This window comes from Siphonobacter sp. BAB-5405 (assembly GCF_002872335.1).
In the GTDB taxonomy this organism is placed as follows: domain Bacteria; phylum Bacteroidota; class Bacteroidia; order Cytophagales; family Spirosomataceae; genus Siphonobacter.
Genome location: NZ_NJAG01000044.1, coordinates 62,615 through 87,569, shown reverse-complemented (window position 1 = coordinate 87,569; position 24,955 = coordinate 62,615). Strand labels below are relative to the sequence as shown.

General features: G+C 48.0%; 22 protein-coding genes. 1 reads left to right on the top strand and 21 read right to left on the bottom strand.

Translation table 11 applies throughout. The features are described from left to right. Positions 1–106: 106 nt before the first annotated feature. The 18 genes from BWI97_RS28465 to BWI97_RS22310 all read right to left on the bottom strand — a co-directional run bounded on the left by BWI97_RS28465 (position 107) and on the right by BWI97_RS22310 (position 19,586). Positions 107–649 carry a glycosyltransferase gene (locus tag BWI97_RS28465; RefSeq protein WP_233207958.1) on the bottom strand — a complete coding sequence of 181 codons (543 nt, stop codon included), beginning with the start codon at positions 647–649 and terminating at the stop codon, positions 107–109. Then, positions 582–1,394 carry a WcaI family glycosyltransferase gene (locus tag BWI97_RS28460; protein WP_233207957.1) on the bottom strand — a complete coding sequence of 271 codons (813 nt, stop codon included), beginning with the start codon at positions 1,392–1,394 and terminating at the stop codon, positions 582–584. Before BWI97_RS28460 ends, BWI97_RS28465 begins: the two co-directional genes overlap by 68 nt. A gap of 791 nt (positions 1,395–2,185) precedes the next feature. Beyond that, the gene (locus tag BWI97_RS28090; RefSeq protein ID WP_199182063.1) at positions 2,186–2,524 is read right to left on the bottom strand and encodes a hypothetical protein; all 339 of its coding nucleotides are present in this window, start codon (positions 2,522–2,524) and stop codon (positions 2,186–2,188) included. Further along, entirely contained in the window at positions 2,497–3,141 is a 645-nt protein-coding gene (locus BWI97_RS22380; protein ID WP_199182062.1) for an NAD(P)-dependent oxidoreductase, read from the bottom strand. The genes BWI97_RS28090 and BWI97_RS22380 overlap by 28 nt, the downstream gene beginning before the upstream one ends. An 11-nt stretch (positions 3,142–3,152) precedes the next feature. Further along, positions 3,153–3,719: a WcaF family extracellular polysaccharide biosynthesis acetyltransferase gene (locus BWI97_RS22375; RefSeq protein WP_176454172.1), complete on the bottom strand. Its 567-nt coding sequence runs from the start codon at positions 3,717–3,719 to the stop codon at positions 3,153–3,155. Between the two features lie 27 nt (positions 3,720–3,746). After that, entirely contained in the window at positions 3,747–4,898 is a 1,152-nt protein-coding gene (locus tag BWI97_RS22370; protein WP_102202879.1) for a glycosyltransferase, read from the bottom strand. Then, positions 4,895–6,097, bottom strand: coding sequence for a glycosyltransferase family 1 protein (locus BWI97_RS22365; RefSeq protein WP_102202878.1), 1,203 nt, complete (start codon positions 6,095–6,097; stop codon positions 4,895–4,897). Before BWI97_RS22365 ends, BWI97_RS22370 begins: the two co-directional genes overlap by 4 nt. A gap of 2 nt (positions 6,098–6,099) precedes the next feature. After that, positions 6,100–7,488 carry a hypothetical protein gene (locus BWI97_RS22360; protein WP_233207956.1) on the bottom strand — a complete coding sequence of 463 codons (1,389 nt, stop codon included), beginning with the start codon at positions 7,486–7,488 and terminating at the stop codon, positions 6,100–6,102. A 3-nt stretch (positions 7,489–7,491) separates the two neighbouring features. Continuing rightward, the gene (locus BWI97_RS22355; RefSeq protein WP_102202877.1) at positions 7,492–8,733 is read right to left on the bottom strand and encodes a glycosyltransferase family 4 protein; all 1,242 of its coding nucleotides are present in this window, start codon (positions 8,731–8,733) and stop codon (positions 7,492–7,494) included. A 21-nt stretch (positions 8,734–8,754) separates the two neighbouring features. Further along, positions 8,755–9,639 carry a glycosyltransferase family 2 protein gene (locus BWI97_RS22350; protein WP_094810193.1) on the bottom strand — a complete coding sequence of 295 codons (885 nt, stop codon included), beginning with the start codon at positions 9,637–9,639 and terminating at the stop codon, positions 8,755–8,757. Positions 9,640–9,710: 71 nt separating this feature from the next. Further along, a complete protein-coding gene (locus BWI97_RS22345; protein WP_102202876.1) occupies positions 9,711–10,739 on the bottom strand; it encodes a glycosyltransferase family 4 protein in 1,029 nt (342 codons plus the stop codon). A gap of 36 nt (positions 10,740–10,775) precedes the next feature. Next, positions 10,776–11,588, bottom strand: coding sequence for a hypothetical protein (locus BWI97_RS22340; RefSeq protein ID WP_102202875.1), 813 nt, complete (start codon positions 11,586–11,588; stop codon positions 10,776–10,778). Positions 11,589–11,658: 70 nt separating this feature from the next. Beyond that, positions 11,659–12,576 carry a glycosyltransferase family 2 protein gene (locus BWI97_RS22335; protein WP_102202874.1) on the bottom strand — a complete coding sequence of 306 codons (918 nt, stop codon included), beginning with the start codon at positions 12,574–12,576 and terminating at the stop codon, positions 11,659–11,661. A gap of 33 nt (positions 12,577–12,609) precedes the next feature. Next, entirely contained in the window at positions 12,610–13,623 is a 1,014-nt protein-coding gene (locus BWI97_RS22330) for a glycosyltransferase family 10 domain-containing protein (protein WP_102202873.1), read from the bottom strand. Between the two features lie 29 nt (positions 13,624–13,652). After that, positions 13,653–14,939: a lipopolysaccharide biosynthesis protein gene (locus BWI97_RS22325; RefSeq protein WP_102202872.1), complete on the bottom strand. Its 1,287-nt coding sequence runs from the start codon at positions 14,937–14,939 to the stop codon at positions 13,653–13,655. A gap of 44 nt (positions 14,940–14,983) precedes the next feature. Beyond that, a complete protein-coding gene (gmd, locus tag BWI97_RS22320; protein ID WP_102202871.1) occupies positions 14,984–16,081 on the bottom strand; it encodes a GDP-mannose 4,6-dehydratase in 1,098 nt (365 codons plus the stop codon). 116 nt (positions 16,082–16,197) lie between these two features. Further along, complete coding sequence (locus BWI97_RS22315; RefSeq protein WP_102202870.1) at positions 16,198–16,857, bottom strand: sugar transferase; 660 nt, start codon at positions 16,855–16,857, stop codon at positions 16,198–16,200. Between the two features lie 431 nt (positions 16,858–17,288). Further along, positions 17,289–19,586, bottom strand: coding sequence for a tyrosine-protein kinase (locus BWI97_RS22310; RefSeq protein WP_102202869.1), 2,298 nt, complete (start codon positions 19,584–19,586; stop codon positions 17,289–17,291). Between the two features lie 1,251 nt (positions 19,587–20,837). Between BWI97_RS22310 and BWI97_RS22300 the strand changes: the two genes are divergently transcribed. Further along, a complete protein-coding gene (locus BWI97_RS22300; protein ID WP_141217544.1) occupies positions 20,838–21,116 on the top strand; it encodes a hypothetical protein in 279 nt (92 codons plus the stop codon). A gap of 103 nt (positions 21,117–21,219) precedes the next feature. On the opposite strand, the gene BWI97_RS22295 is transcribed toward BWI97_RS22300, so the two are convergent. The 3 genes from BWI97_RS22295 to BWI97_RS22285 form a co-directional block, all read right to left on the bottom strand. Further along, a complete protein-coding gene (locus BWI97_RS22295; protein ID WP_233207955.1) occupies positions 21,220–22,206 on the bottom strand; it encodes a glycoside hydrolase family 5 protein in 987 nt (328 codons plus the stop codon). A 68-nt stretch (positions 22,207–22,274) separates the two neighbouring features. Beyond that, positions 22,275–23,348, bottom strand: coding sequence for an IPT/TIG domain-containing protein (locus tag BWI97_RS22290; RefSeq protein WP_102202868.1), 1,074 nt, complete (start codon positions 23,346–23,348; stop codon positions 22,275–22,277). 19 nt (positions 23,349–23,367) lie between these two features. Then, positions 23,368–24,933: a RagB/SusD family nutrient uptake outer membrane protein gene (locus tag BWI97_RS22285; RefSeq protein ID WP_102202867.1), complete on the bottom strand. Its 1,566-nt coding sequence runs from the start codon at positions 24,931–24,933 to the stop codon at positions 23,368–23,370. Between the last annotated feature and the right edge of the window lie 22 nt (positions 24,934–24,955).

Sequence of the window (24,955 nt, the reverse complement as noted above, 5' to 3'; positions counted from 1 at the left end):
TCCTGCACAACCTGATAAGCATAAATTAAATATAGCAAAGGCGGCTTAACGAATTACATACGTCAACAATTGCAGTGTATCCATGACCTTAAGGAATACTGATCATTTAAATTTCTGCACTTACCGGGATTAATTCCTGCGTTGATACAACGTACGTTTTTTGCTTTCTAAAGGACAAACAAAACGATTCAAAATCCTTAAGAATAGCATCTTTACTTAAATACATTTCCGCATAGGCCCGGCCATTCTTTTGGTATACCGAACGATCGCAGGTCAACGCATACGTAATGCCTTCCACTAATGCTAAGGCAGATTCGGGTTCGATCAAAATACCCATTTCATGCTTTTCAACCATCGTATATAAGGTAGTATCCGGAACGGCGGTAATCACCGCACAACCCGCTGCTGATAAAATACTGGTAAGCTTGGAAGGTAAGACCAGATCAGAAGCAGCTTTTTTCTGTAATACCAGGTGCACGTCGGCCGTAGCCAAAAGAGCCGATAGTTTTTCGTAAGGCTGCAAGGGAAAAAAACGAACATTTGTAAGGTTTAAAGCTTCAACCTGTTCAATTAATTTGGATTTACCACCCCCCCGATCCCACGACAATAAACTGAATCTCTTTTTGTTTTTGGAAAGCCTGAGCGGCACTTACAATCAGGTCAAGTCCCTGCTTTTCACCCAGATTTCCCGCGTAAAGAATCACTTTATCTTCTTCTGCTAAGCCAAACTCCTTTCGCAAAGACTCGGAGGAATCCAGCGGAGCAATTTCAACGGCATCTACCCAATTAGGTATAAGCGAAGTTTTGTCGGACCGAATGCCCTTCTTCTGGATTTTGGTGAGCATTCCGGGGCTAATGGTCGTTACCCGGTCTGCCTTCTGAAGTACGTAACGCTCCGCTTTAAAGAGCATATCCAGAAAACGCTCGTTCTTAATCATGCCCAGATCTTTTGCGGCATCGACCTGCAAATCGTGTACATGATTCACAAAAGGTACGCCCCTTACTTTCGCATACAGAAACGGAATGAAGCCTAAGTGAAACGGAGGTGCAATGCAGAAAACGAGGTCAAATTTTTTAGAAGAAAAAAAGATAGGTATCCAGTAAAACAGACTACTGATCAGAAAAGAAAATTCGTGAATGATTCGCTTCACTGACGTTACTTTTTGAGGCACATACATGGGGCAACGGTGGACGGCAGCTCCCTCAACCTTTTCCGTAAACCACAGTTTACCTTTGTGTGAAGGATGAACACTCCATTGCGGATAATACGGATGCGAAGTAATTACTTCCACTTCGTGTGCCTGTTGAGCCATCCAGGCTCCAAGCTCTCCCGTATACTTTCCAATACCCGTTAATTCGGGCGAGTAATTAATGCCAAATAGTAGTATTTTCATTGGTTAACTGTTTAGGGGGGTTAAGTCCTAGTACCTTCACTCATTACCAATTTTGTGATCTAAAACTTCAGTCAGACAACCAGGACCGACTATCGTTTGAGACATGCCATTCCAGTCGCTTTTAAACTGCGTAACAAGCGATGTTGAGCAGATTAAAATACGTTGGTAACTGGAATCAATCCATTTACATTTCCATCAGCGACGGAAATTAAATTATTCACGAGATGCATGGGACAACCGCATTTGCAGTACCTAAAACAGATAATGAAATAGCAAGAGCAGGAAAGTAGTAGCATGACTACTGGCTTCCCGGTAACGTGTGCATTGATTTTTAAAATGGATTTAAATAATGCCCACCAATAGCTTAAGCAGCTATCCAGTTTAAATACTTTACATCAGAAATATTGGCGTTTATTTGCTGATTTTTGGGCAATGATTTAAATAAAAAGGTACGCGTACTGGCATTACTTAGGGGATAGTCAAACGCAGTGCAACAGATCAGAGCAAAAGATACACTACGGACGTAAGATTGCTCTTAAAAATAGCAAATAGATAACAGCGGGTATCTTCTTACGATGGACCTTAACCGGCGGGATTAAGAAGGATTTAAAAGAAACATTGTGTACAACAAACAGACACTTATTTTCTCCTAGCAAATATAAAAATGTTTGACTCAAATCAATACAGTTTATCTAAATATTTTAAAAACATTTCTAACAATAGTTTTAAAAACCAGAAAACATTTTTTTTACTCAATACGCACAGAAATAAAATTAACGGATTAACTCATTTTACCTTTTGTTAATCCATTCAATGGTTCGTTGCGTACCCGTGAGTCTTGATACTGGCAAGGTTGGAGCCAGGGTGCGAATCAGACTCAAATCCAGGATATTGTCCGTAGTCATATTCTTCAGGCGAAAGGTAGTCATGGGAAACTTTACCTTCAGTTTCTGTAAACCATCTCCAACCTTTGCCGCAACCCGGAAGAGTGGAAAGGGGAGCGTCGGTATCCTGATTCGGACGCAACCGGCTATTTCATTCGCCCAGATAGAAATATCGTACGGATCGTAATCCCCGAGATAAACTACTTTCGTATGCACGCTCACGGGTGAAGCCGACAGAATTGACATGATCTGATAAATCGTGTTATCAATGTAACCGTAGGTTTTCTTACAGGCTCGCTGTCCGAGGTGGAAGAATTTTCTTCCCAGTACGATTTTAAAAAACAGGTCATAGGGTTCCCCGAAATACGGTCCCCAGATGGAAGTCGGTCGAATGATGGTCCAGGTATACGCTGATTTTTTTCCTTGATAATCTTTTCCGTCAGGACCTTACTCTCGCCATATACCGTATGTGGAGCATAGTCGTCGCCATGCTGTGGCTGGTATCCCGGCTGACAGACGTACATGGATGACGCAAAAATGACCCTTCGTAACTCGGGTAGCGTATCTAACACCGTGAGTAAATTTTCTACGCCATCCGTATTAGCCGAATAGTCTTTCAGGCGATTACTGCGTAAATCCGTACGAGCCGCCAGATGAATAACCAGCGTGGGCGAAAATTCCGTAATGGTTTGGTGCAGACTTTCGTAATCCCGAATATCCACGGGCAGCCAGCAGGTCCGGTGACTTTCCTTCTTCGGAGGGGCTACATCCAGATTCAATACGGGCAGATTCTGATTCAGTAAGGCATCTATCAAATTGGTTCCGATGAATCCGGAACCTCCGGTGACTAAGATCTTTGCCATGGGCAAATACGTTAGAGTAAAACAGCGTGAGAATGAAGGCGATCTTTGATGATTCGGGCGGGCGACCCTACACAAACCTTTCCTTCAGGAATACTTTTGAATACGGAACTTCTGGCTCCCACAACGGTGCCTTTTCCAATCGTTACACCTGGAGCAACGTACACATCGTTGGTCAGCCAGCACTGGTCTTCAATGCGAACGGATTCCGCGAAAATGTCGAACGTCAGGTTCTGGTAGTCGTGCCCCCCCGTGTTGAGATAGACTTTATGAGCAATGGCTACGTGCCTGCCAATGCTGATTTTTCCGAGATTGTACAGGGTGCAATCGTCTCCTACCCAGCTGTAATCGCCGATTTCGAGGTTCCAGGGATAGGTAATCTTGACGGTTGATCGCACCAGAACTTTTGACCCGATTTTAGCTCCAAACAACCTGAGCAGAAAGCGACGCCAGCCGTATAGCACCTGAGGGGACCAGGCGAAAAGGGTTCCCTGTATGATCCACCACAACTGTATTGTTAGTTTGGAACGGCCACGAAAGCTTTCCGGTACCGTAAATCGGTTTAAGTGTTGATACTCCATGATGCCAGGGATTGGGAATAAGAAAGACTAATGCAGCAGAGCCATCATTTTTTGAGTGGTCTGTTGAACGCTGAACTCACGGTGATAGGTCGTTCTGGAGCCCTCATTCATTTGCTGCTTTTGCGAACCGCTTAGTTGGGCCCACTGGCTCAGCATTTCCTGTACGCCGGCCTGCGTATCCAGACAAATCATTCCACCGCCACCGCTGACGATTTCCCGCCAAATGTTCACCTGATCACTGATTAACACGGGTTTACCACAGGCCATGGCCTCAATGACGGCAATGCCGAAGTTTTCCTGATGGCTGGGCAGCACGAAGGCTTCGCACCCGTAGAACGCCCCCCATTTCGCCTGACCGCTCAGCATTCCGGTGAAAATGATGTCCGGATCATGCTTCGCCAGATCCTGAACCCGTTGTCCGAAAGGCGTTTCCAGACCGGGCCCTGCAATCACGAGTTTCGGGAACCTGGGTTCTCGGCTTTTGACCTGAGTATAGGCTTTGATCAGTACATCAACGCCCTTCTTTTCGTGTACCCGACTGATGAACAGGAGATACGGCTGGTTGCGTAATTGCGGACATTTCTTCAGAAACGTTTCCTTCATCAGGGAATTGAACAATGGCGGCTGTTTTACGCCTAATCCCGACACCTGCTCCTTTACCGGAGCGTAGGGCTGAAACGTGGTTTGGGCCAGTAGCTTTTCCGTTTCGCAGGTAAACAACAGTCCGTCGGCCTGGTTGATTAGCCGCTTCTCGATGAGTTTCCAGAAAACCCAGTTGCGTAAGGCCTTGATCTTGCGACCCTTGGCCCGTTGAAAGTACGGATCCAACATGCCGTGGGGCATGACAAAAAGCTTCACCCCTTTATTTTTCAGCGAATGCCAGGCTGCATAAGCGGCGTAAGTGTGGTACTGCCACAAACCATGTACGATGGCTACATCGTAATAATCCAGGTGAGCCTTTAACCAGGGTAACAAACGGGCACTGTACTTCCAGGGCGATTGTCCCGGCCCCAGAGCCAGAAAGTTTTCATTGCTCAGAAAAGGCGATTCCGGAGCATCCAGTGAAATGACGGTACTCTGAATATTTTCCTGCGACAATCCTTCCATAATCGTCCGGACGGCCTGACTTACGCCACCCGTGGCGGGGTCCATCGTTGCCGTAATGTGGAGTATTTTCATGCGGTTTGAAGATCCGTTTGCGGAAGGGTAGTCTGCGTACGGGCCAGAATTCCCTCGTAGATGTGTTCTATTTCGATAATGGCCTGACGGGCATTGAAGCGATGTACCTGGGCAAGCCCCAGCTCCCGACGGGCGGTTTTGGCCGTTGCCGATGCATTCAGTACTGATTCCAGCGTTTGCCCTGCTTCTGCGGCCCAGGCTTGCTGAGCTATCGTCTCGGCGGGCATGCGGGGAATGAGTACGGCGGCGTCACCTGCTACCTCGGTCATCGGAGCTTCGTTGGTGGTAAAAACCGGGCAACCGCAAGCCATCGCTTCAGCAATGGGCCAGCCAAAACCCTCAGCCAGGGACGGAAACAGGAAAGCACTGGCTCCGGCGTAAGCGTAACTGACGAAACGATCCGTAAGCTGCGAAACAAAGTGAATGTCCTGCTGATAATCATTCGCCTGCCACATAACCTGTAATTCGGCCGAAGGAGCGTCGCCAATCAGTAGCAACGGCAGGACTTGATGACTCTGCTTTCGCCAGGCTTCGTACATTTTCAGTACCCCTTTCCGGTTTTTGTACCATTGATTACCTCCTACGTGCAGCAGGTAGCCGTTGGCAAGATTTATCTGTATTTTTTCCTGTAGCTCCTCCCGCGAAAGCTCTACGTCCCGTACCTGATAGACCGGATTCAAGCCGTTATAGACGACTTCCGAAGTCTGGGGGCGAAAACCCAGAAAGCGGTGTAAATCCAGGCGTGTTTTTTCCGAAATGGATAGAAAGTGCGTGCCTTTCCGGTAACCCTGACGAATCAGGGCCTGGTACCTCCGGCCCGTGAAACCCGTCGGATTTTCGGGAATTTCACCCACCGCACTACGTTGAGCCGTAAAGTCGTGGCAATGGATCAGGTGGGGCTGTCTGGCAACCAGGGGAACCCAGGGGCCAAGAGCATTGTCGGTAAAGATATACAGGCTATCGGGTGGCTGTTGTCTGATCCGACGCTTGACCTGCCGGGGAAAAAGGATATACTGATCGATGTAGCCCAGCCATTTTTTCAATGTCCGGGGAACGGGCAACCTATACCAGTAAGGCTGGGGGGCCCATACGGTTACTTCGTGGCCGCGAGCTTTCATACTCTCACTGAGCCATTTGGCGTAGCGAGGCATGCTTTGGGAGTCCAGAAAGGGGGGGTGCGTAAAGAAAACCAGGTTCATACTCAAGCGTTCACCGTTTTTTTGGCTGGAACTTGCAGGCCAGCCGATTTAGCTGGTGCTTTTCGAAAGGCGGCCAGGGTAAGCCCTCCCGATAAAATACTGAATCCTAAAGCGGTAGGCTGGGCCCACTGTCCCTGGATGACGTTTAGGAATGCAAAACTGAGTAACATCCAGGGTAAGAAATTTTCGGTATCGATAGCCCGGAAGGCTAACCAGGTGAGTTTACCCGCTACGTACAACCGGAGAAATACACAACTCAAACCCAGCAGAATACCCATTTCGCCGATGAGTCGGCCCCATTCGCCTTCGGCAATCAGAAAATTAACCTTTCCGGTCATGAGCATGGCTCCGGCGTTGGTACCCATCCCGACACCAAAACCCCAGAAAGGCAGGCCTTCCGAATCGGCAATGGCCCCCGCCATTCCTCCCAAAAAGCGATCGATCAGCGTACCCTTTACCCCACCTTCCATGTCGCTGGCAAATTCAATACGTTCCGTAAAGGCCTCGGTGGCCGTCTGGAAAAACGAGGTCGTACTCAGGCCGACCAGTATCAGAAAGCAGCCGCCCAAAGCCAGGGCCATTTTTCCCGCAAAACGGGGTTTCCGGGCTACAATCGCCATCGCAAAAACCGCTGAAAGCAGTATAGAAAATAGCAGCGATCGACTGATCGACAGCGGAATAGCAGCCAGCAAACAAGCGGAAGCTACCAGCAGCAGTACCCGGTTGACGCGGGAGGGACTTTCCAGCCAGAAGAAAAAGACATAGGCCGCAACCAGACTAAAAAAATTGGTTAGACCCGTGGTAAAGGAAAACGTCCCCGGTGGGCGAAAAAAACCCATGGCTCCGCTAAAACCACCGCCCTCCATGTCGCCCCCTACCCCTCGGTTTACCAAGGCCGACTGAGGGCTGTAAAACTGCATAGCCATGAGTACGGTCATGGGCGGCGTAATCCAGAGCAACACGCGTCCGATTTTTATCACATCTTCCCGGGTCAGCACACGGCCCATGATAAACAGGATCGGAAAATGAATCAGCAGAATCCGACTGCCGTATAAGGCCACCGTTAAATTGGAATGGCCAAATAAAATGGCCGTAATCAACGCCACCAGACTAATGGCCAGGGCGACAATCGTATATACATTGCTTTTAAACAGATCCGCCTGATAGGCCGAGTAGATGAGCCAGATACTCACCGGATCCCGAATGATCAGCAGAGGCGTTGCTAAACCGGGCAACACCCATTTCCGAAGGGCTCCTTCAAAAATCAGTAACAGCAAATACAGGTAGATACCCCATTTGAGGCGTCTTAGAGCCTGACTTTTCATGCCCAGGGTGTACGCCTTCCGGGAAGGGCGTACCCATGCAGTAGCGGTTGGCAATGCAGTACGCATGACTTAGCTGTTGAGGGTCTGAATAGCGGTAGCTAATTCCTGTCCGTATCGCTGCCAGGGACGCAGACGGGCCGCGTCACGGGCGGCTTTTCCGACCTGCTGAATCCGTTCCGGATGAAGCAGGAGCTGATCAATCGCTTCGATCAGGGCCTGAGTAACCCCTGCCTGAATCAGCCAGCCGTTTTCGCCCGATTGAATCAGATCCGGTCCGGCGGTGCGATCCGTCGTGATGACCGGAGTTCCCTGCGACATGGCCTCCGTAATCACCAGTCCAAAGCCTTCAAACAGCGACGGAAAGATGAGCACATCCTGCGTTTTCATCAGAGCCAGAATATCGGGGTGTGACAGCGTAGGAATCCAGCGATGTCGGGTCAGAGCTTGGTTTAAAGCTTCACAATCCGGTACGGCTTTCCTGCCAACCACGGTCAGCTCCACCCGATCGCCAAAGGTTTCAACCGCTTCAAAGAGATTGGCCACGCCTTTGCGTTGGGACAGCCCTCCCACGAACAGCAGCTTCAACGGACGATTGGCGGCCGAACGGTACGAGCGTTCTTTCACAATGGGTGGAAATCCGTAAGGAATGACCTGTACCGGTGCCAGTTTCCCGGGAAAGTCCTGGAGGGTTTTTGCCGTAAACGAACTCGCTACGAAAACCTGGTCCGCCAGGCGAAGCTCTTCATCTTTCTGGGCCAGCTTTTCATCGGAGTCAATAAAACCCGTCAGCGTAGCCGCCCACTCCGGACGCGTCAGTAACTCCGTCCCCAGCAGTCGGCGAGCCGCCCGCCAGTAACCAATCGGCAAATCATACAGGCAACTGATTTTACGCTTACGGGCTTCACGAAAAGAGTTAGCCGCCCCATCTTCGTAGGCGTAGATGCCCTGAATATCCGATCCGGCTGTCGCTTTGAGGCGTGAAGCAATGTGTTTGTCCAGATTCTGATAAACGCCATCCACTGAAAATACACCTTTCTCGTGTCGTACCAAATGGTTCAGACCCAGCTTGCCCGACACCAGACGACCTACCTCCCGCCAGGGCCAGAGGTGCGTATACGGTTGCAAAGCGGTTTCATAGCCCCGACGGCGAATGTCGGCCAGCGGTTTCATGTCGCTCAGGCGATCCAGGAATGTATTCGGAAAAACAGCCAGAGCCGTATGGAATTCGTGGAGCATTTCGGCGTCCAGTAAGCCTTTGGCCGCGGCTCGCACAAACTCGTTACCTGTGGGGTGATTCAGTAAAATTTTCATCGAAAATGGGGAATCCGGGGCTTAGTTGTACTGATTGACCGCTTTCAAAAGCTCTTTTCGACCGCGTAGGTTTTCTTTGAATTTTTCGCTGCGGGTTTTACTACGGGTAAGGATGTTCAGCAATAGAATTTCCAGATTGATCCGGGTTTTGAGCAAGTCTTTATTTAAAAGCGGAGCGTGGATGATTCCATGCCTACGCAGCAGTTTCCAGCGACTTTCGTGGTACATCTGCACCCGCTTGGAATTGACTTTATACGAATTTCCGCCCTTGTGCACCATGATGATTTCATGCGTGAAGTACAGTTTCCAGGCAGATTTGTAAATGCGTAAGTTCAGGTCAATATCCGACTCCAGTACAGGAAAGTCACGATCGTTGAAATAACTCATTTCTTCCAGACAGGCCTTTCGGAAACTGACGGCACAGGAAAACGGCATTTTCGCTTTATTTTTCCAAAAACGTAAAAAGCTTAATTTGGATTGAAGAAGCTGTCCGGCAATGAGGCCAATGGCTGATGGCTCATAATGATAATTCCCGGTGCTGTTACCCAGATCATCCACGGTTCCAAAACCGATGCAGCCAATGCTTCGGTCCTGGCGATACATGGACAGAAGTGTTTCCACAAAAGGGCCCGTGGGATACGCATCCGAGTCGAGGAGCACGATGATTTCCGAAGAAGCCCAGCGAAGCCCCTGGTTCACCGTACCCGCGTAGCCCAGATTATTAATGTTCCGCATCAGTCGCACCGTTGATGCATCAATCGCAAAGGGACAGGGCTCGGGCGAACAATCATCCACCAGAATGATCTCTTTAATGAAAGTGCTATCAAACCATAGCAGAGCATCTATATTTCGTTTGACCAGATTCCACTGGCCGTACACCGGGATGACAATGGATACTTTTTCCATACGTATTGCTTGAGTGAGGGTAAGATTTTAACCGCTTTCAATGGGATTGAGGACAAACCAAACTAAGTACGTTAAGAAGCTCTGGCGGCGGCTTTAATTAATTCGAGGTATTTGTTGATGACCAGAGGGCTTTGGTGTTCTTCCAGATGCTGTACAGCATTTCGACGTAATTGCTGTTGTAGTTCTGTGTTAGTCCAGAGCTGCCGGATTGAAGCAACCAGCGAATGCACATCGCCCCGTTTAAAGATCACCCCAGCAGTACCCACGGCCTCGGGCAAGCCCCCACCGTCGGCCACAATGGGAATACAGCCGCAAGCCATTCCTTCCAGTACCACCATACCAAACGGCTCTTCCCACACCGAAGGCACCAGTAAAAAGCGGTGTTCATTGAGCTGGCTTACCAGTCTTTCGCCCTGTAAGGAGCCAATGAAGTGGACCTGAGCGGCCACTTTTAAATCACAGGCCAGTGTTTGTAAGGCATGCCGTTCGGGACCATCGCCGATGATCGTTAGCGTACTCGAAGCCATCTCGGAGGATTGGGTACGCAGCAGATGAAACGCCTGAATGGCCAGATCGACACCTTTATCAGAAACCAGACGCCCCAGAAACACAAAATCTTTAGTTTTTGCACGGCCCGGTAATTGCCGAAAAAGCTTTTCGTTGTAGGCATTCTCTACTACGGCAGCTTCGGGGAAACAACCTTTCCGAACGGCATCACTACAGGCGATGACCTGCCGGGCTTTCCGCAGCCAGAATTGTTTCATCCGGCTTTGTAGCGTTTCCTGTGGCGTTTGATGCAGCCAGGTATGCAAGGCAATCACGGAAGGCCGGTTGGTCAGTAAGTTAGGCCAGGCTAATCGCAGACAGGGATTGTTTTCGAAAACCACATCCGCCCAGAAATACTCTTTAATCAATTCCTTTACTCCGGGGTTACGCGTGATGATAAACGGGTACTCCTTGGTACTTTCGCCGACCGTCCAGGTTAGTAACCGAATGTCATATCCCTGCTCGACAAATGCCGTTGCCAGCATTTCGGATACGGTTTCGATGCCGCCAATATCCGGGTCGAATCGGTGCGAAAGAATGAGAATCTTTTTCATTGATGCAGGTCTGTACGTAGCTTCCAGGGTAACGGTTTATACCAATTGAGAAGTCGTTGATTTGCGGGTCGCAAATTCAATCTCTATGCCGTAGATGCGTGAGGCAATATCTGAAAAGGAACTATTGAAAGAACCATAGATTTTCCGGGTATTCGCCAGACAGTATAGATCAACCAACGCATCTTTGATTCCTTGGGAAGAATTACGGGAAAAATCTTTTTCATACGTCATGATTCGCTTTCCGTACTTCTGTTTTAATTGAAGCTCCGTCGTATGATCATCCGTTGACAAGTAAAAAGTCGTTTCAGAGGAACGAGCTATTTCCTGATCGATTAATATAAAAAAAGATTCTAATGGACTATTGGCAATGGCGTCTCTATGATCGGACCTACGAATGTGTAATCCAATCGTATTTGCGGAATACCGACTTACCCGTTCATCGATTCGTTGTTGCAGTTCTTCTATCGGTCGAAACAATTGATAGACGTCGTCCTTTTCACCAAACTCGCCGCAGGTTTTTATGTAAATATTTTTGTAGCGGGCTACATTTTCAAAAATCGCAGCTTCACTCTCTTTGTGAACTTCGTTTCCCAGCGGATTGAACTTGATACAATAATCTATACCCAGCAAAGAATTAATTACAGCAGCAGAAACCTTCTTTAACGCATTGCTTTGCTGAGTAGCTTTAATCCATGCGTAAAAGCCAGGCTTGTTAATTACGTTAAGGCCCGGCAAAGGCATGAACAAATCTTCGTACGGACAGTTTAATTCTGCTACCTGCTGCCAGGCGATGGTTACCTCTTTATTGAGTTTTGAATTTAATCGAATACACGAAGCAATCACTCGCATTCGATTAGCTAATCCAAAACTAGGCTCAACGATAATCATCCGTGTTCGCTTTAATTTTTGAAATTGATTGTTAATTAATAAAACCGGCTAATAGCAGTAATCTTTTGAAGCCTCGGGGTGATAAAATTCGTAAACCATACCAGGGACTGAATAGTATCGAAGCGGCTTCTTTTTTTGACGAAGTATAGATAGCCTGAGTGATCGCGATGGGGGCCCGTTCTGTTAATCGCTGCCTTTTGATTTTTGTTGCTCGCTCCGTATGATTCGGAGCATTTTTAAGAATCAAATACGTCTGATAGGCCGCATCATCGGTACGTGAGCCAGACATCGAATTGGCCGCTACCCGATATTTACTTGTGTAGGTGTCGATGTAATACATGTTATACCCTTCTACACCTAAACGGTACCCAAATTCATATTCACACCCATTACCGATGTCGGTCCGCCATTTGGTCTTTTTTATAATCGCGGACTTAATCATGTATCCATTATTAGGAATTTGCTGACTTAATCCTGCTTCATAAGCGGTTAATACACTCCCTTTATAAAGCGTACTTCGGAAATAAGAGTGATTGAAATTCTCAGAATTATCAAACTCAATATGGCCTGATTCATTGATTACGTACTGCTTTCCATAAGCAATGTCAATAGCGGGATTTTCAGAAAAAGCCTGCGTCATGATTTCCAGGGCTCCCGGAAGGAGTAAATCATCGTCGTGCAACAATACCGTTTTTTCTCCCTCTACGGCATCAAACAGCATGTTCACGTTACGAGCCTGCTTTAGAGCAGGCTGATTATGAATATAATGTATCGGGATATTCGACGTTAGCTGTAGCTGTTCGATGGATTGTTTTGTTACATCATCCGGCGAATCATCTCCGATGATAATTTCGAAGGGTGGGTACGTTTGACAGAGGCACGACTGAATGGCTTCGACCACCAAATCAGGTCGTTTATACGTAGTAATTATAATGGAAACCTTAAACATAGCCTTATGGATTAACGACTCATACTGCCTGGATTAACCAATGATTTTCGGGGCCATGGAGTTTGGCCTCACCAGGAATCTGTTCGCTTTCGCAAAAACTTTAGAAGTCATATAATTGAAGTAAGACACGGGACTACTTCGAATCTTGTGGTAGTTTATCAATTCTGTTTCTACCTTTTTTTCAAACAATAATCCACAGCGACGCCTGGATAAGACAGGCCCCTGATTGAAAATATTTGATAAAAATCGAATCAAAGACTGATCTTCCAGGTAATCAGGAATGCGATTATTTATGAACAATGGCTCATTCAGCATGGTTAAATAATCCTTTTCATTTTTCTCCAACTGATCGATATGCCTGATCACTTCGCTAAAATTTTCAAAGTCGTGGCAATTAATAAAAGACTTAGGGTTCAGTTCCTTACTAATACATTTGTTACCCCAATAAATCGGTACAGTTCCAGCCAGTTTAGCATCAAGTATTTTCTCAGTAGTATACCCATTGCTGGATACATTCTCGAAAGCGATGCTATACTTGAATTGTGACATATAGGCAAGCTTGTCGTCTACCAGATAGCCCACATTGTTTTTGTATCTCCCCGCGGATTCGACGGGTTTGTACGTCTGTAACGCATCAAAAAAATTCCCCCGTTCGGAAGAAGCCGAAGCGTTGGAATAAATAAAATTGCAAAATTTTCGATTGACCAAATCTTTCGATTGTAGTAAAGGCAGGTTTAATACTTCGTTAAATTTGGGCCATATTTTATAGATGGGTAAACGGTGATATCGATCTTCAAAACTCATCCAGTCAAAACCAAAGGCGTAATCGCATATATTAAAATTAGGCCTTACATTCTCTCCGGTATAAAATATCTTAACACAGTCGTATTTTAAATAATCATCTCCAAACATGGAATAAAACACAAAATCAGGCTGTTCCGAATCTTCAATTTCGTAAGCTGATTCAATTAATGCTTTGAAGTACAAAAAATCGTGTGATTTTTTGCTATAAAAATCCGTAAATTTTAATTTAATTTTCTTCTTCATATCCTTATGATTTACTATACTTTACCGAACTAGATTTTATGAATTCTGTACAGGCAATAAGCTAGCAGGCTAGCTGTTTGAACAGAAAGCACGACCGTGTTAAATTGCAATACTCCGGTTAGTGTAGAAACATCAAAAATCCACATTGACAGGACCGTAGTACTTACACTAATCAGAATATAACCAATCGGGTTAATAATCCATCCACGGCTTACATTAAGAGAAAAAAAGCATCCTAATACGAAAGAAAGGCAGCTATTAAAAACACTGAGTATCATTTCTTCTTCAAGACCCTGATACTGTTCTCCCAAAATCCATAACAACTCCGTCGAGAAAAACCATATCATCAGCATCATCCCCAGTACGAGTACATTCGTCCCAATCAGTGTTGAAATAGCATAGGTGAATAGTTGGGGTTTTTGAGCGGGTAATCGGGCAAACCGTGGGGTAAACAGCGTAGAAAATAGTGTGGAAAATAAACTGATCACCATGCCTATTCGCCCGATAGCCCCCAAACTGGCTAAAGCCATGGTTGTACCAAAAATAGAGGTTAACCAGATCGTCAACTGACCGGATAAACAGAAGTAGATATTTTCGGGCAGGACCCTTTTAATGGTTTTAAACATCTGCTGACGCACAATCGGATCCGGCTTCTGATTTTCATCCGCCATGGCGTAAGCAATTTTTCGCAATTTCTGATTTCCGTATACCCGGGGAAGTCCATTGGCAAGCATGGCTACGTAGGTCCAGGGGCAGAGTATCAAAGCCACCACAGCTAGCACTAACCGATTGATACTGACCAAGGTCTGATTTCTTTGCAGGGGAACAATCTGTTGGGTCAGTTTAGGTACTACTTCCAGAATCGTATCCGATAATCCCGCCATAAACGCGGGTATCAACGCCATCAAAATAAGCCCGGTATTCAGGGGCGATGCTCCATGTTGCAGCAGTAGCATCGCTAACAAAGGAGCTACTACCAGAAAACTAACTACGGCTAGTTTTTTTCGAAGCTCCAGCCCTGTAGCGAGTACGACACCCAGCTTCTGGCGATCCTGCCAAACTTTCCCTCCCTGAGCCATGACTGAATTGCCGATTCCACAATCCGCAAGAATCATCATCGTCCCAAGCATGGTATTGGCCAGTGTATAGAAGGCATATTCCTGCGGCGTTAGTATGCGGATAATAAACAACCCGCATACCAGACCCATGCCCTGAATGACCGCCTGACTTAACCCCGTAATAGAAATTAACTTAATCCATTCCTGGACTTTACTGTGCGGAAGGTTTGCTCTTAACTTTTCGACGGTTACGTTCACTAGAATGCTTTTTACGTTTCCTGGAATGGATCAAGTTGAGGGAATTATCCGATCATGTGTTCAAACTGCATCTTGCCTGAGATCCGGAAGACTTCCACATCTTTCTCGACCATCTCCCTGACCAGCATTGCCAGATCATACTTCGGCTCCCAGCCCAGCTTCGTCTTCGACTTGGTCGGATCGCCAATCAAAAGTTCTACCTCCGTCGGACGGAAATACGCCGGATCTACTGCGACCACACACTGGCCTTCTTCGAGCTGAAAGTCTGGATGAGAGCAGCTTACTACATAGGCCTTTTCTTCTACGCCCTCTCCTTCAAAGGCTACCTCTACCCCGATTTCGGCAAAGGCCAGCTTCACAAACTCCCGCACCCGCGTGGTCACCCCCGTGGCAATCACATAATCCTCCGGCGTCTCCTGCTGCAGAATCCGCCACATGGCATCCACGTAGTCCTTGGCATGACCCCAGTCCCGCTCCGCGTTCAGATTACCCAGATACAGCGTGCTCTGAAGTCCTAAGCCAATCGCCGCCACCGCCCGCGTGATCTTCCGCGTCACGAACGTTTCTCCCCGCAGGGGCGACTCGTGGTTAAACAGAATGCCGTTGCAGGCAAACATGCCGTAGGCCTCCCGGTAGTTGACCGTGATCCAGTAACCGTACAACTTGGCTACCGCATAGGGCGAGCGGGGGTAGAAGGGCGTGGTCTCCGACTGGGGTACGGCCTGTACCAGGCCGTACAGCTCCGAGGTCGAAGCCTGATAAATTTTGGTTTTCTTTTCCAGACCCAGAATCCGAACTGCTTCCAGAATCCGCAGCGTACCGATGCCATCGGCGTTGGCCGTGTACTCGGGCGTATCGAAGCTCACCTTGACGTGCGACATGGCCGCCAGGTTGTAAATCTCGTCGGGCTGCGTTTCCTGGATGATGCGAATCAGGTTCGTTGAATCGGTCATGTCTCCGTAGTGCAGCTTGAAGCGAACGTTGGCTTCGTGGGGATCCTGATACAGGTGATCGATCCGCTCGGTATTGATGAGACTCGCCCGACGCTTCACGCCATGCACCAGGTAGCCTTTTTCGAGTAACAATTCCGACAGATATGCTCCGTCCTGGCCGTTTACGCCCGTAATTAATGCCGTTTTCATTCAGAAGGTTTAAATTGTAGACAATGTTGAGTGGGTTTCTGCTGGTGGGTGTACCAGCTACAAGTTTCAGGTTTCAACGATTCCAAACCTGCGTAATCATCGAGCAGCAGGACGTATTACCACGCTTTTTTATCTCCCTTGATCATTTTTTCGACGGTCCACCAGCAAATCTTGACGTCCAGAACGGTAGAGCGTTTCCTGATGTACCACTGATCCATTCTCAGGCGGTTTTTCATTTCCCGCAATCCTACTTCTCCACGTAGGCCCCGGGTCTGAGCCAGCCCCGTAATACCCGGCCTTACCAGGTATCGATGACTGAAATTGGGTACAATCGTCCAGTACTCCGCGTCGTGTTCGAGGGCATGCGGCCGGGGTCCCACAATACTCATATCGCCCAGTATGACATTCAGAAACTGAGGCATTTCGTCCAGATTTGTTTTCCGGAGAAACTGTCCAATGGGCGTAATACGGGGATCATTCCGAGTCGCCTGCTTAAAACTGGAATCCTTTACGTATTTCATCGTACGAAACTTGAAGCAGCGAAAGGGTTTTCCCCGCCGCCCCGTACGCCACTGTACGAAGAATATGGGTCCAGGTGAACTTAGCTTGATCAAAACGCCGATCAGGGGGATCATCCAGAATAGCACCAGTACGGTGACTAAACTGGCCATACATACATCAAAAACTCGCTTACCAGCGATGGGTTTTCTTACTTTCTTGGATGGTTCCGTGGTTTGTGAATAGGTGATTCGCAAAACATCTTCCGTAATTTCCATGGTGTGGTTATCCTGTTTCGATTAACATTCGGATGATATGACTTCAATAACATCACCACCTGTCCCGACGTGGGATAGGGCTAATCATAAAGCAAGTTTTGCACACGTTAATTGACTAACTTCTGGCGGTAAGTCAGTACACGTAGGTTACTGGTCAGGGCTTCCCCACCTTTCATTCGTTATCCTTCGAGAGGGCTCTGCGAAAAAATAACGTTCAATAATATACGTTTAAAATGCATCTCTGTTTTTCGCCTTGTCAACCACGTTCTAACAATGCCCGTGGTACCGGTTAAGTATACCGTCTGGTCTTTCGATTCAACGGTATACTTGATTCACCCAACCATTTATTTTACCTGTTTGCATTAAAATTTTCATGAATACTGCCGTAGCGGTGGTTCGTACTCACGGTAGGATTGATACGCTCCCAGCTGTTAGGCCTTTTCGGGATCTTCGCCGTAATAACCGTAGCTGTAATTATAATAGTAGGAATCGTTCTTGCTCTGCCCTACGCCATTCAGAATAATGTTGAGGTTATGAAACCGTTGTTCTTTGTACAGCGTGTCCACCATCTTCAGGTAATTCTTGGGCGTCACATCGTGGCGAACCATGTAGAGCGTCGAATCGGCAAAAGGAGCAATCAGTTGGGCATCCGAAACCAGCCCAATCGGCGGTGAGTCAACCAGTACGTGCGTAAAGCGTTGCCGCAGTTCAGAGAACAGTTGCTCCAGACGTTTCCGGCTGAGTAATTCGGAGGGATTGGGTGGTACCGGACCACTCGGCATGATATAGTAGTTGTCGTAGCCAGGAATCGGGTGAAGGGCTTCGTCCAGCGTGGCATCGCCAATCAGGTAGTTGCTGATTCCGACTTTACTACTCATTCCCAGGGTTTTACGCAATTGGGGCTTCCGAAGGTCCATTTCCAGAATAACCGTTGGGCAATCGACCAGGGCGAGGCTAGCCCCTAAATTGAGTGAAAGGAATGTTTTCCCTTCTCCCCCAATGCTTGAAGTAAAGAGCAGTACCTGACTTTCCGTATTAGGTTTTACAAACTGAAGGTTCGTGCGGATCGTGCGGATTTGCTCAGCAATCACCGACCGATCGCCCATGACCAGTTTGTCAGCCTCCTTGCTCTTCATCACTTCTCCCAAAATGGGAGCCTGCGTAATCGTTTCGATGTCCAGCCGACGCGTAACCCGATTGTTGAGCGAATCTTTCGCCGTGATTACGCCCATGGGAATCAGCAAGCCTACGACTGCGAAAAGCAGGTAAATGGTTCTGCCCACGGGTTTGATAGGAAACTTGCCACTACGGGCCGTATCCACAATCCGGCTATCGGCGATGGTAGAGGCATACGAAACTGCCGTTTCTTCCCGCTTCTGTAATAAAAAGGAATAAAGGTTATTTTTAATGGCTTGTTGCCGGGAAATGTCCAGTAAAAGGCGTTCTTTCTTGGGAATACTCCGAATCACCCGTTCCATTTTCCGATTGGCTACCAGCAATTGCTGCTGGGAGGTTTCGAGCATGGTCTTGGCCGTTTGTACGTTGTCGCGAATGTTGGCCTTGGTATTTCGAATCTGACTTTCAAGGATTTGCAGATTGGGGTTCAGAGGCGAAGAAGTTTGTAACAGGCTTTCGCGTTTAAATTCCATGTCGCTTACCTGCGAGATCAGGGCCAATAGTACCGGATCACTTAAACCCAGGGTGGACGGAGCCACTTCACGATCCTGTGAACGGGAGTTAATATACCGTTCAATATCCTTGACGGTACCGAGCTGGATATTAACCTGATTCAGCTGGGCGTCGTTGCTTCCTACGCGTTGCAGGAAATTTTCTGCTTCGGTACTGAGGTCTGTAATGCTGTTGCGGGTTTTGTACACCTCTACGTCTTTTTCCACCGTTTGAAGCTCGCCCGAAACCAGTTGCAGGCGTTCGTCCAGGAATCGCAGGGTATTGGCAGCCGTTTTGTTTTTATCTTCAATGGCGGCGGCATTGTAGTGCTCCATCATGCTGTTGAGAATCGCCTTGGCCTTCGCTGGTACGGCATCGTCCAGGGTTAATTCAATCACGGTAGATTGCTTGCTTTTCGTCTCCACGGACAGGCTGCCCAGGTAAGCTTCTACCATTTCATCGCGGTGTACTACCTGTACCAGCAGCGGAGCCGTACCCGTGGTCAGGGGTGCGGCACTGTTGATGCGTAAACGGCCATAGGGCGTCCAGACACTCTTGTTTACGGGATAATTTACCTCATCAATCCGGACATGGTCAGCATCCGGAAAGTTGAGAGTCAATACTTTATGGTATAATTCGGGATAAGCCTGTTCAACTATTACCTGTACAGGCTCGTTTCCGTATATTTCACGTTTGCCAAAGTTCGAATCCAAAAAATAGCGTACATCGAGACGTAAATCACCTACGACTTTATCCATTAGCATGTACGATTTCAATATTTCTATCTCATTATCGACCAGCTTTTGCTGTCCGAAAATGTCAAACTCTTTCATCAATTCACTGGAAGTTGCCCCTTTCTGCTCATCTTTTACGAGCATACTGGCCTTGGCCCGGTACACGGGTTGCTGATAAAGTAAATAAATGTAAGCTACTACCAAAGCCAGCATGACCGACAGGATAAACCAGGGCCAGTTCCGGAGGTACTTCGTTAGGTTCGCCTTCAGGTTGGACTGATCCGGTTCAATTACCAGCGAATTATCTTCTAAGTAATAGTTACTCATTTTTGTAGGGGTTGCGAGTAAAACATCTGATCGCACACGGTATACATGAGCCTCGCGTCATCTACTCGTCAGAGTACATGAAAAGGCTACTTTTGAACATACACAACCGTAGCGGCAGCTGCTTGGAAAACAACGAGTTGAAATGAGATTACCGGAAGCACCCGAGGCGGAAGGGTACGTAAGGACACACTGGGGTAAACCGGCTCTGGAGTGACGGCACAGAACTGGCTAAATCAGCTAGCTTAGGCTAAACCAATCTACCGTTGGGATATGATTTTACGAGAGAATGAGTGCTTGTATATACACAGCATCATTGATTCGTTTGGAATATCTTTTGCAAAGCAGTACAGACCGGGGGATTAGGTCAGATACATACCTTGGAAATGATAAAATCCAACGAAAAAGTCAACATATAGGAACAGAGGGCACTTTCGTATATGTTTTTGTTTTCTTGATGCAAGACTCAGGCAATGGAAGAATTACGGCAAACGGAGTGGTCCGCTATAATCCGAAGAGTCAGGCTTATGTTTTGGGGACAAGTAATCTGAAAGTTGCATTTTGGCGGGAACAGAAGCTTTCAGGAAATAAGACCGACAGGATAAATTGCTAATCATGCAGCTTTGCTGATTTTACCCTTTATCTGTTAACAAACCCTGGATTGGCAAAATTAGACAGGTATGCTAATACTAAAACAGTTGAAATTTGGGTAAAACTTAAATTATTCTAGGTTCAGCATTCTTTGGCGGGCACTAACTATCGGTTAATTCATTTCAAAGAAATAGGATTTTTTTTTATCAGGCAACTATGTAAACCATTTTTTTAGAAATATTATTAATCAGTTAAAACGAGTTTTTAAAATATTCTTTTGATATGATAAGTATTTATGAAATGTTGTTAAAAAAGTGAATAGTTAACTACAATAAAAATAGCCGGTTTGCTTGCAGGCCAATTCTACTTAAAACATGTTTGAAGTGAGTACTAAATTCCAATAAAAAGCGAATAGTTAAAATTACATCTACTAAAAATCCCATATTTGAAACAGAGCTGCGTTTCGAATTACTCATTGGCAACTCTTTCATTAGCGTCTGCAATTTTTTTTTGATTTTTCCTGCATTTCCTCACTTTTCTTGATTTTTGATACTCGTCAGCCAGCCTGCCGTCGGGCTTCGGATTCTTACGTAAAGGTTATACTTTTGTGGATCACCGGTTTTCAATCTTTCGTTCATTCGACTACGGCCCTCTTCCTGATCCATGACTCCTGCCCTCCTCCATGAAATGCAAGCGATCATCGAAGAACTCCGGGTTAAAACGTATACGAAGCAAACCTCCCAGGATTCTTCGTTGCGAAAACGGGCTTTCAACATTTTCTGGAAGGAAGGTTTTCTGGAAAAACACGGTAACCAGCTCTATAGCCTGACGGAAGCCGGTTATGAATTACTAATTAGGCAAGGTTTGGATTGCTGGCTTCGTCGGGAAGAAAATGTAAGCTGGCAGCAGAGATTCTGGCGAAAACTTACCAGAGGCTGGTGAACGCCTACGGCTATAAACCTACATAACTGGCCGGAACCTACCTTCATAGGAGAAGTCCTGCCAGTTACGTATATGCGAACGGAATTATCTATTGGTATAACCTTTAACGACTCTTCTGTAACTGATGCAACTGCTCCCGAATGTACATTCCCGCTGGTGTCAGGTGTTCCTTGGTCCATTTTCCATTCGCTGGGGCACCGGGTTGCAGAATGGCCGTGGTTTCTTTCTTGTCGGTGATATTCCAGTTTACCCAGCTTAGTCGGTGCTTTTCCATCCAGTTGAGCCAGATTCGGTTTTGCTCACGGTCAAACTTCCCATCACCCGAAGCCTCGCCGACGCCCCACTCCGTTACCATTAGAGCAAGGCCCTGCTTCATCGCCTTTTCCGCCTTAGCCCGCAAGCCATCCTGGTGGTACGGTTCGCTGGCGTAAAAGTGGAAGGAATACGCCAGATTCGTTTGGCCTTTGATCGGGTCAGCCGCGGCCACATCCACGTCCTGATCCCAGTGGGGGCTACCTACGATGATCAGGTTCTTTGGATCGTAGGTACGGATTTCCCGAATCACTTCCTCCGAGTAGGCCTTGATTACTGGCCAGGTCTGTCGCTCCGGTTCATTCCAGATTTCATAGATCACCTGTGGATTCCCCGCGTACCGCTGAGCCATCGCCCGAAAGAAAGCCTTGGATTCCTGCACATGCTGTTCGGCGTTATGGTCGTGCCAGTCAATCAATATATACACCCCATTTTTGATCGCCTGATCCACGACGCGGGTAATCAGGGCCATTTGTGCTTCCGGCTGTTGCAAATAGCCCGAATCGGGTTGTACCGCCATGGAAGCCCGCAACAGGGTGGTTTGAAAATCCTTACATAAATGATCTACGACGTCCGTCGTGTAGTACTTCCTTCCCCCCCAGACACTCCAGGAAAAACTAATTCCCCGCAATTGGGGCGGCTGGCCATTTTTATCGACAATCTGATTACCTACCACCCGAAGGGCTCCGTGCTTTTGCACGGGGGTTTGACTAAATAGAGAACTGCTTAATCCAAGCCAAAGCATGCCGGCCAGACCAATACGATTGAATACGTGCATACGTTACAAAATAAACCCTCATGCTCACTTTTCAGGAAAAGCAGCAGGAGGGCAAATGGGAAGAAACCTTACTTAACCAGAATCAGATCATCGAAATAGAACGTCTCGTCCTGCTTATCGGGGCCTTTGATCCGGAAGCCAATCTGCTTGAGCGTTTTACCCGCCGACCAGAAGTCCATATCCGATAGTTTGATTTTGAAGTACGTCCAGGTGTTGGCTTTCACGTCGATCTTGTTTTTCTCGATGTATTCCCCAAAACCTACGGAGGCGGCATCCGTCGTCAGGTACAGCGTGTAGTCGGCGGAAGCTCCCTTGATCCAACCCGAAACGTAGGTGTACGCAGACGAGTACGCCAGTCCCGGCATCGAAAACCCGATCAGGTGCCAGTTGCCCTTCTGGAAGTTTTTACCCACCGAGGCCGTTCCCGACTTGAATTCTTTCGTACTGATCGCTGCCGCATCCCCCCAGGAGGCATCGGTTACCCCCGTCGCGTACGCATCAAGGAAAATCGGATACGCCTGCTCCACGTTGACAAATTCCTGAGTGGTCTTCATCAGGCCCGTGGTATTGGTAATATCCAGCGTGGCCCGGCCCACGGTTGTCGTGGGCATTTCGAGCACGAGTTTCTTCTTCTCTTTGGATACGATTTTAGCTACGGTCGAGGTACCCGAAAGTTTCACTGCCGTGACGTCTTCGAGGTTATTCCCCGTCAGCGTTACCGTCGATCCTTTGGTGAAATTATAATTGGAAACGTCCGTAATCGTCGGGTACGCCAGCACGCGGAAGGGTACGGATACGGTTCGGCCTTCGCTGTTCGTAAACGTAATATTCTGTACCCCACCCGCCGCTTCATCGGGTACGCGGAAAATGAGAGCATTTTCTGTATTCAGCGTCGGCTGAAAACCCGCCGCTACACTTTGCTTTTCGAATACAATCGCCCGCATATCACCCAGTCCGGTTCCTTTTAGCGTCACTACTGAACCGCCCGAGGCGGAGTCAGGGGTAATGGCGGAAGCTACGGGGTTACCGGGTTTGATCTGCGGTCTTCCATCGGTATCTTCGGTGCAGGCATTCAGTACGAAGCCCGCTCCCAGCATCAGTAGGGGCAAAGTCGCCCGGGTAAAAAAAGTAGGTATGTTCATCGCTTAGGTTCCTTCCAGATTATTTGTAATAGGGTACGGGATCTTTGGCCAACTCGGGGTCCTGGATAATCTCGCCCGCCGGAATGGGCAGGTACATTTTATCCTCGGTAAACGTGGTAATGTAATTGGCTCCCGTGGCCGTACCCCGGTTCTGCTTCTGAATCATGGCTTTCGCCTTGGCAAAACCCTGCCGCTGGATGTCGTACCAGTAATCGCCTTCGAAGGCAAATTCCACGCGGCGTTCGTGCAGAATATCGTCAATGGTAAACGATGTTCGGGGTGACAGTCCCGCCCGGGCCCGTACCTTGTTCAGGGCCGCCAGAGCTTTCGCGTCAGTCGTGGAGGCAGCTCCGGCCAGCGTAGCTTCCGCGTAAATGAGCAGAATGTCGGCGTAGCGAAGCAGTACTACGTTGTTACCGGAGTTCTGACCCAGTACGGCATCGCTACCAAAGCTTTTGCCCGGACCCGCGAAGTATTTAGCGATATTCGAACGGGTGGCGTTCAGGTTACCGCCTTCATCCGCCGATACCAGGGTATCGTACTTAAATCCGTTCGCCATGAACGCGTTATACTTGGGAGCATTCACGCGTTGCGGTTTCCAGTTCGGGTTCGTCCAGCCGTGTTCCATCACCGACCACTTCCGGCGTAAATCACCAAACTCGTATTCTTTCAATAGATCCAGCGAAGGAACGTACATTTCCCAGGCGTCAGCCTCAGCCGTACGTAGGTTCGCCGCACCCCGGTCAGGGTTTTTCAGGTTGCCCGTACCCCAGGGATCGCCCGAAAGCTGGTGCTGGATGCTGAACAGACATTCCTCGTTGTTATTCATGCTGCTCTTGGTGAACATCCCGTTGTAATCGCTCACCAGATTGTACTTACCCGAATTCATCACCTCCTCGGCCTTGGCTTTTGCATTGGCGTAGTCCTTCTGGTAGAGGTACAGTTTCGACAGCATGCCTTTGGCCGAATACTTGGTCAGGCGGCCCGGTACATCGGACTCGGGCAAGCCGGCTTCGGCCAGCTTCAATTCCTCCAGAGCAAAGCGGAGTACGTCGGATTGCAGGTAGCGGGGAATATTGAAGTTTCCCGACAGAGCCGTTTCTCCCGGATCGGTAATGATGGGGGCATGTCCCCAGGTACGGGCAATGTAGAAATACACCGTTCCACGAATGAAATGGCACTCGGCAATGGCCGGATCGAGGTAGGCGGCTCCACCACCGGCGGCTTTTTTCTCCTCGAACGTTTTGATCATTACGTTCGAGTAACCGATGATTTTGTAAAACGCTCCCCAGGCCGCTCCAATGCGTTCGGACGCCGAAGACAGCGTGAAGTTGAGGTATTCCACGTCGGTGTACGTGAACATGTTACCGCTCATGACGTCGCCAATGGCATCCTGAGCCCGGCTTTCGTAGTTCCGCCAGGGCAGACCGCTGTAGAGGGTACTCGTGGCTCCCCGTACTTCTTCGGCGTTGTTGTAGTAATTGCCCGTCGTCGTTCCCGATAAAGAAGGACGATCGATGAATTCTTTGTTGCAGGCCGTCAGCAGCGAGGCCGCTAAACCGCAGTATAGAAAGGTACGCTTCATTGCTTGATCAGGTAAGGATTGG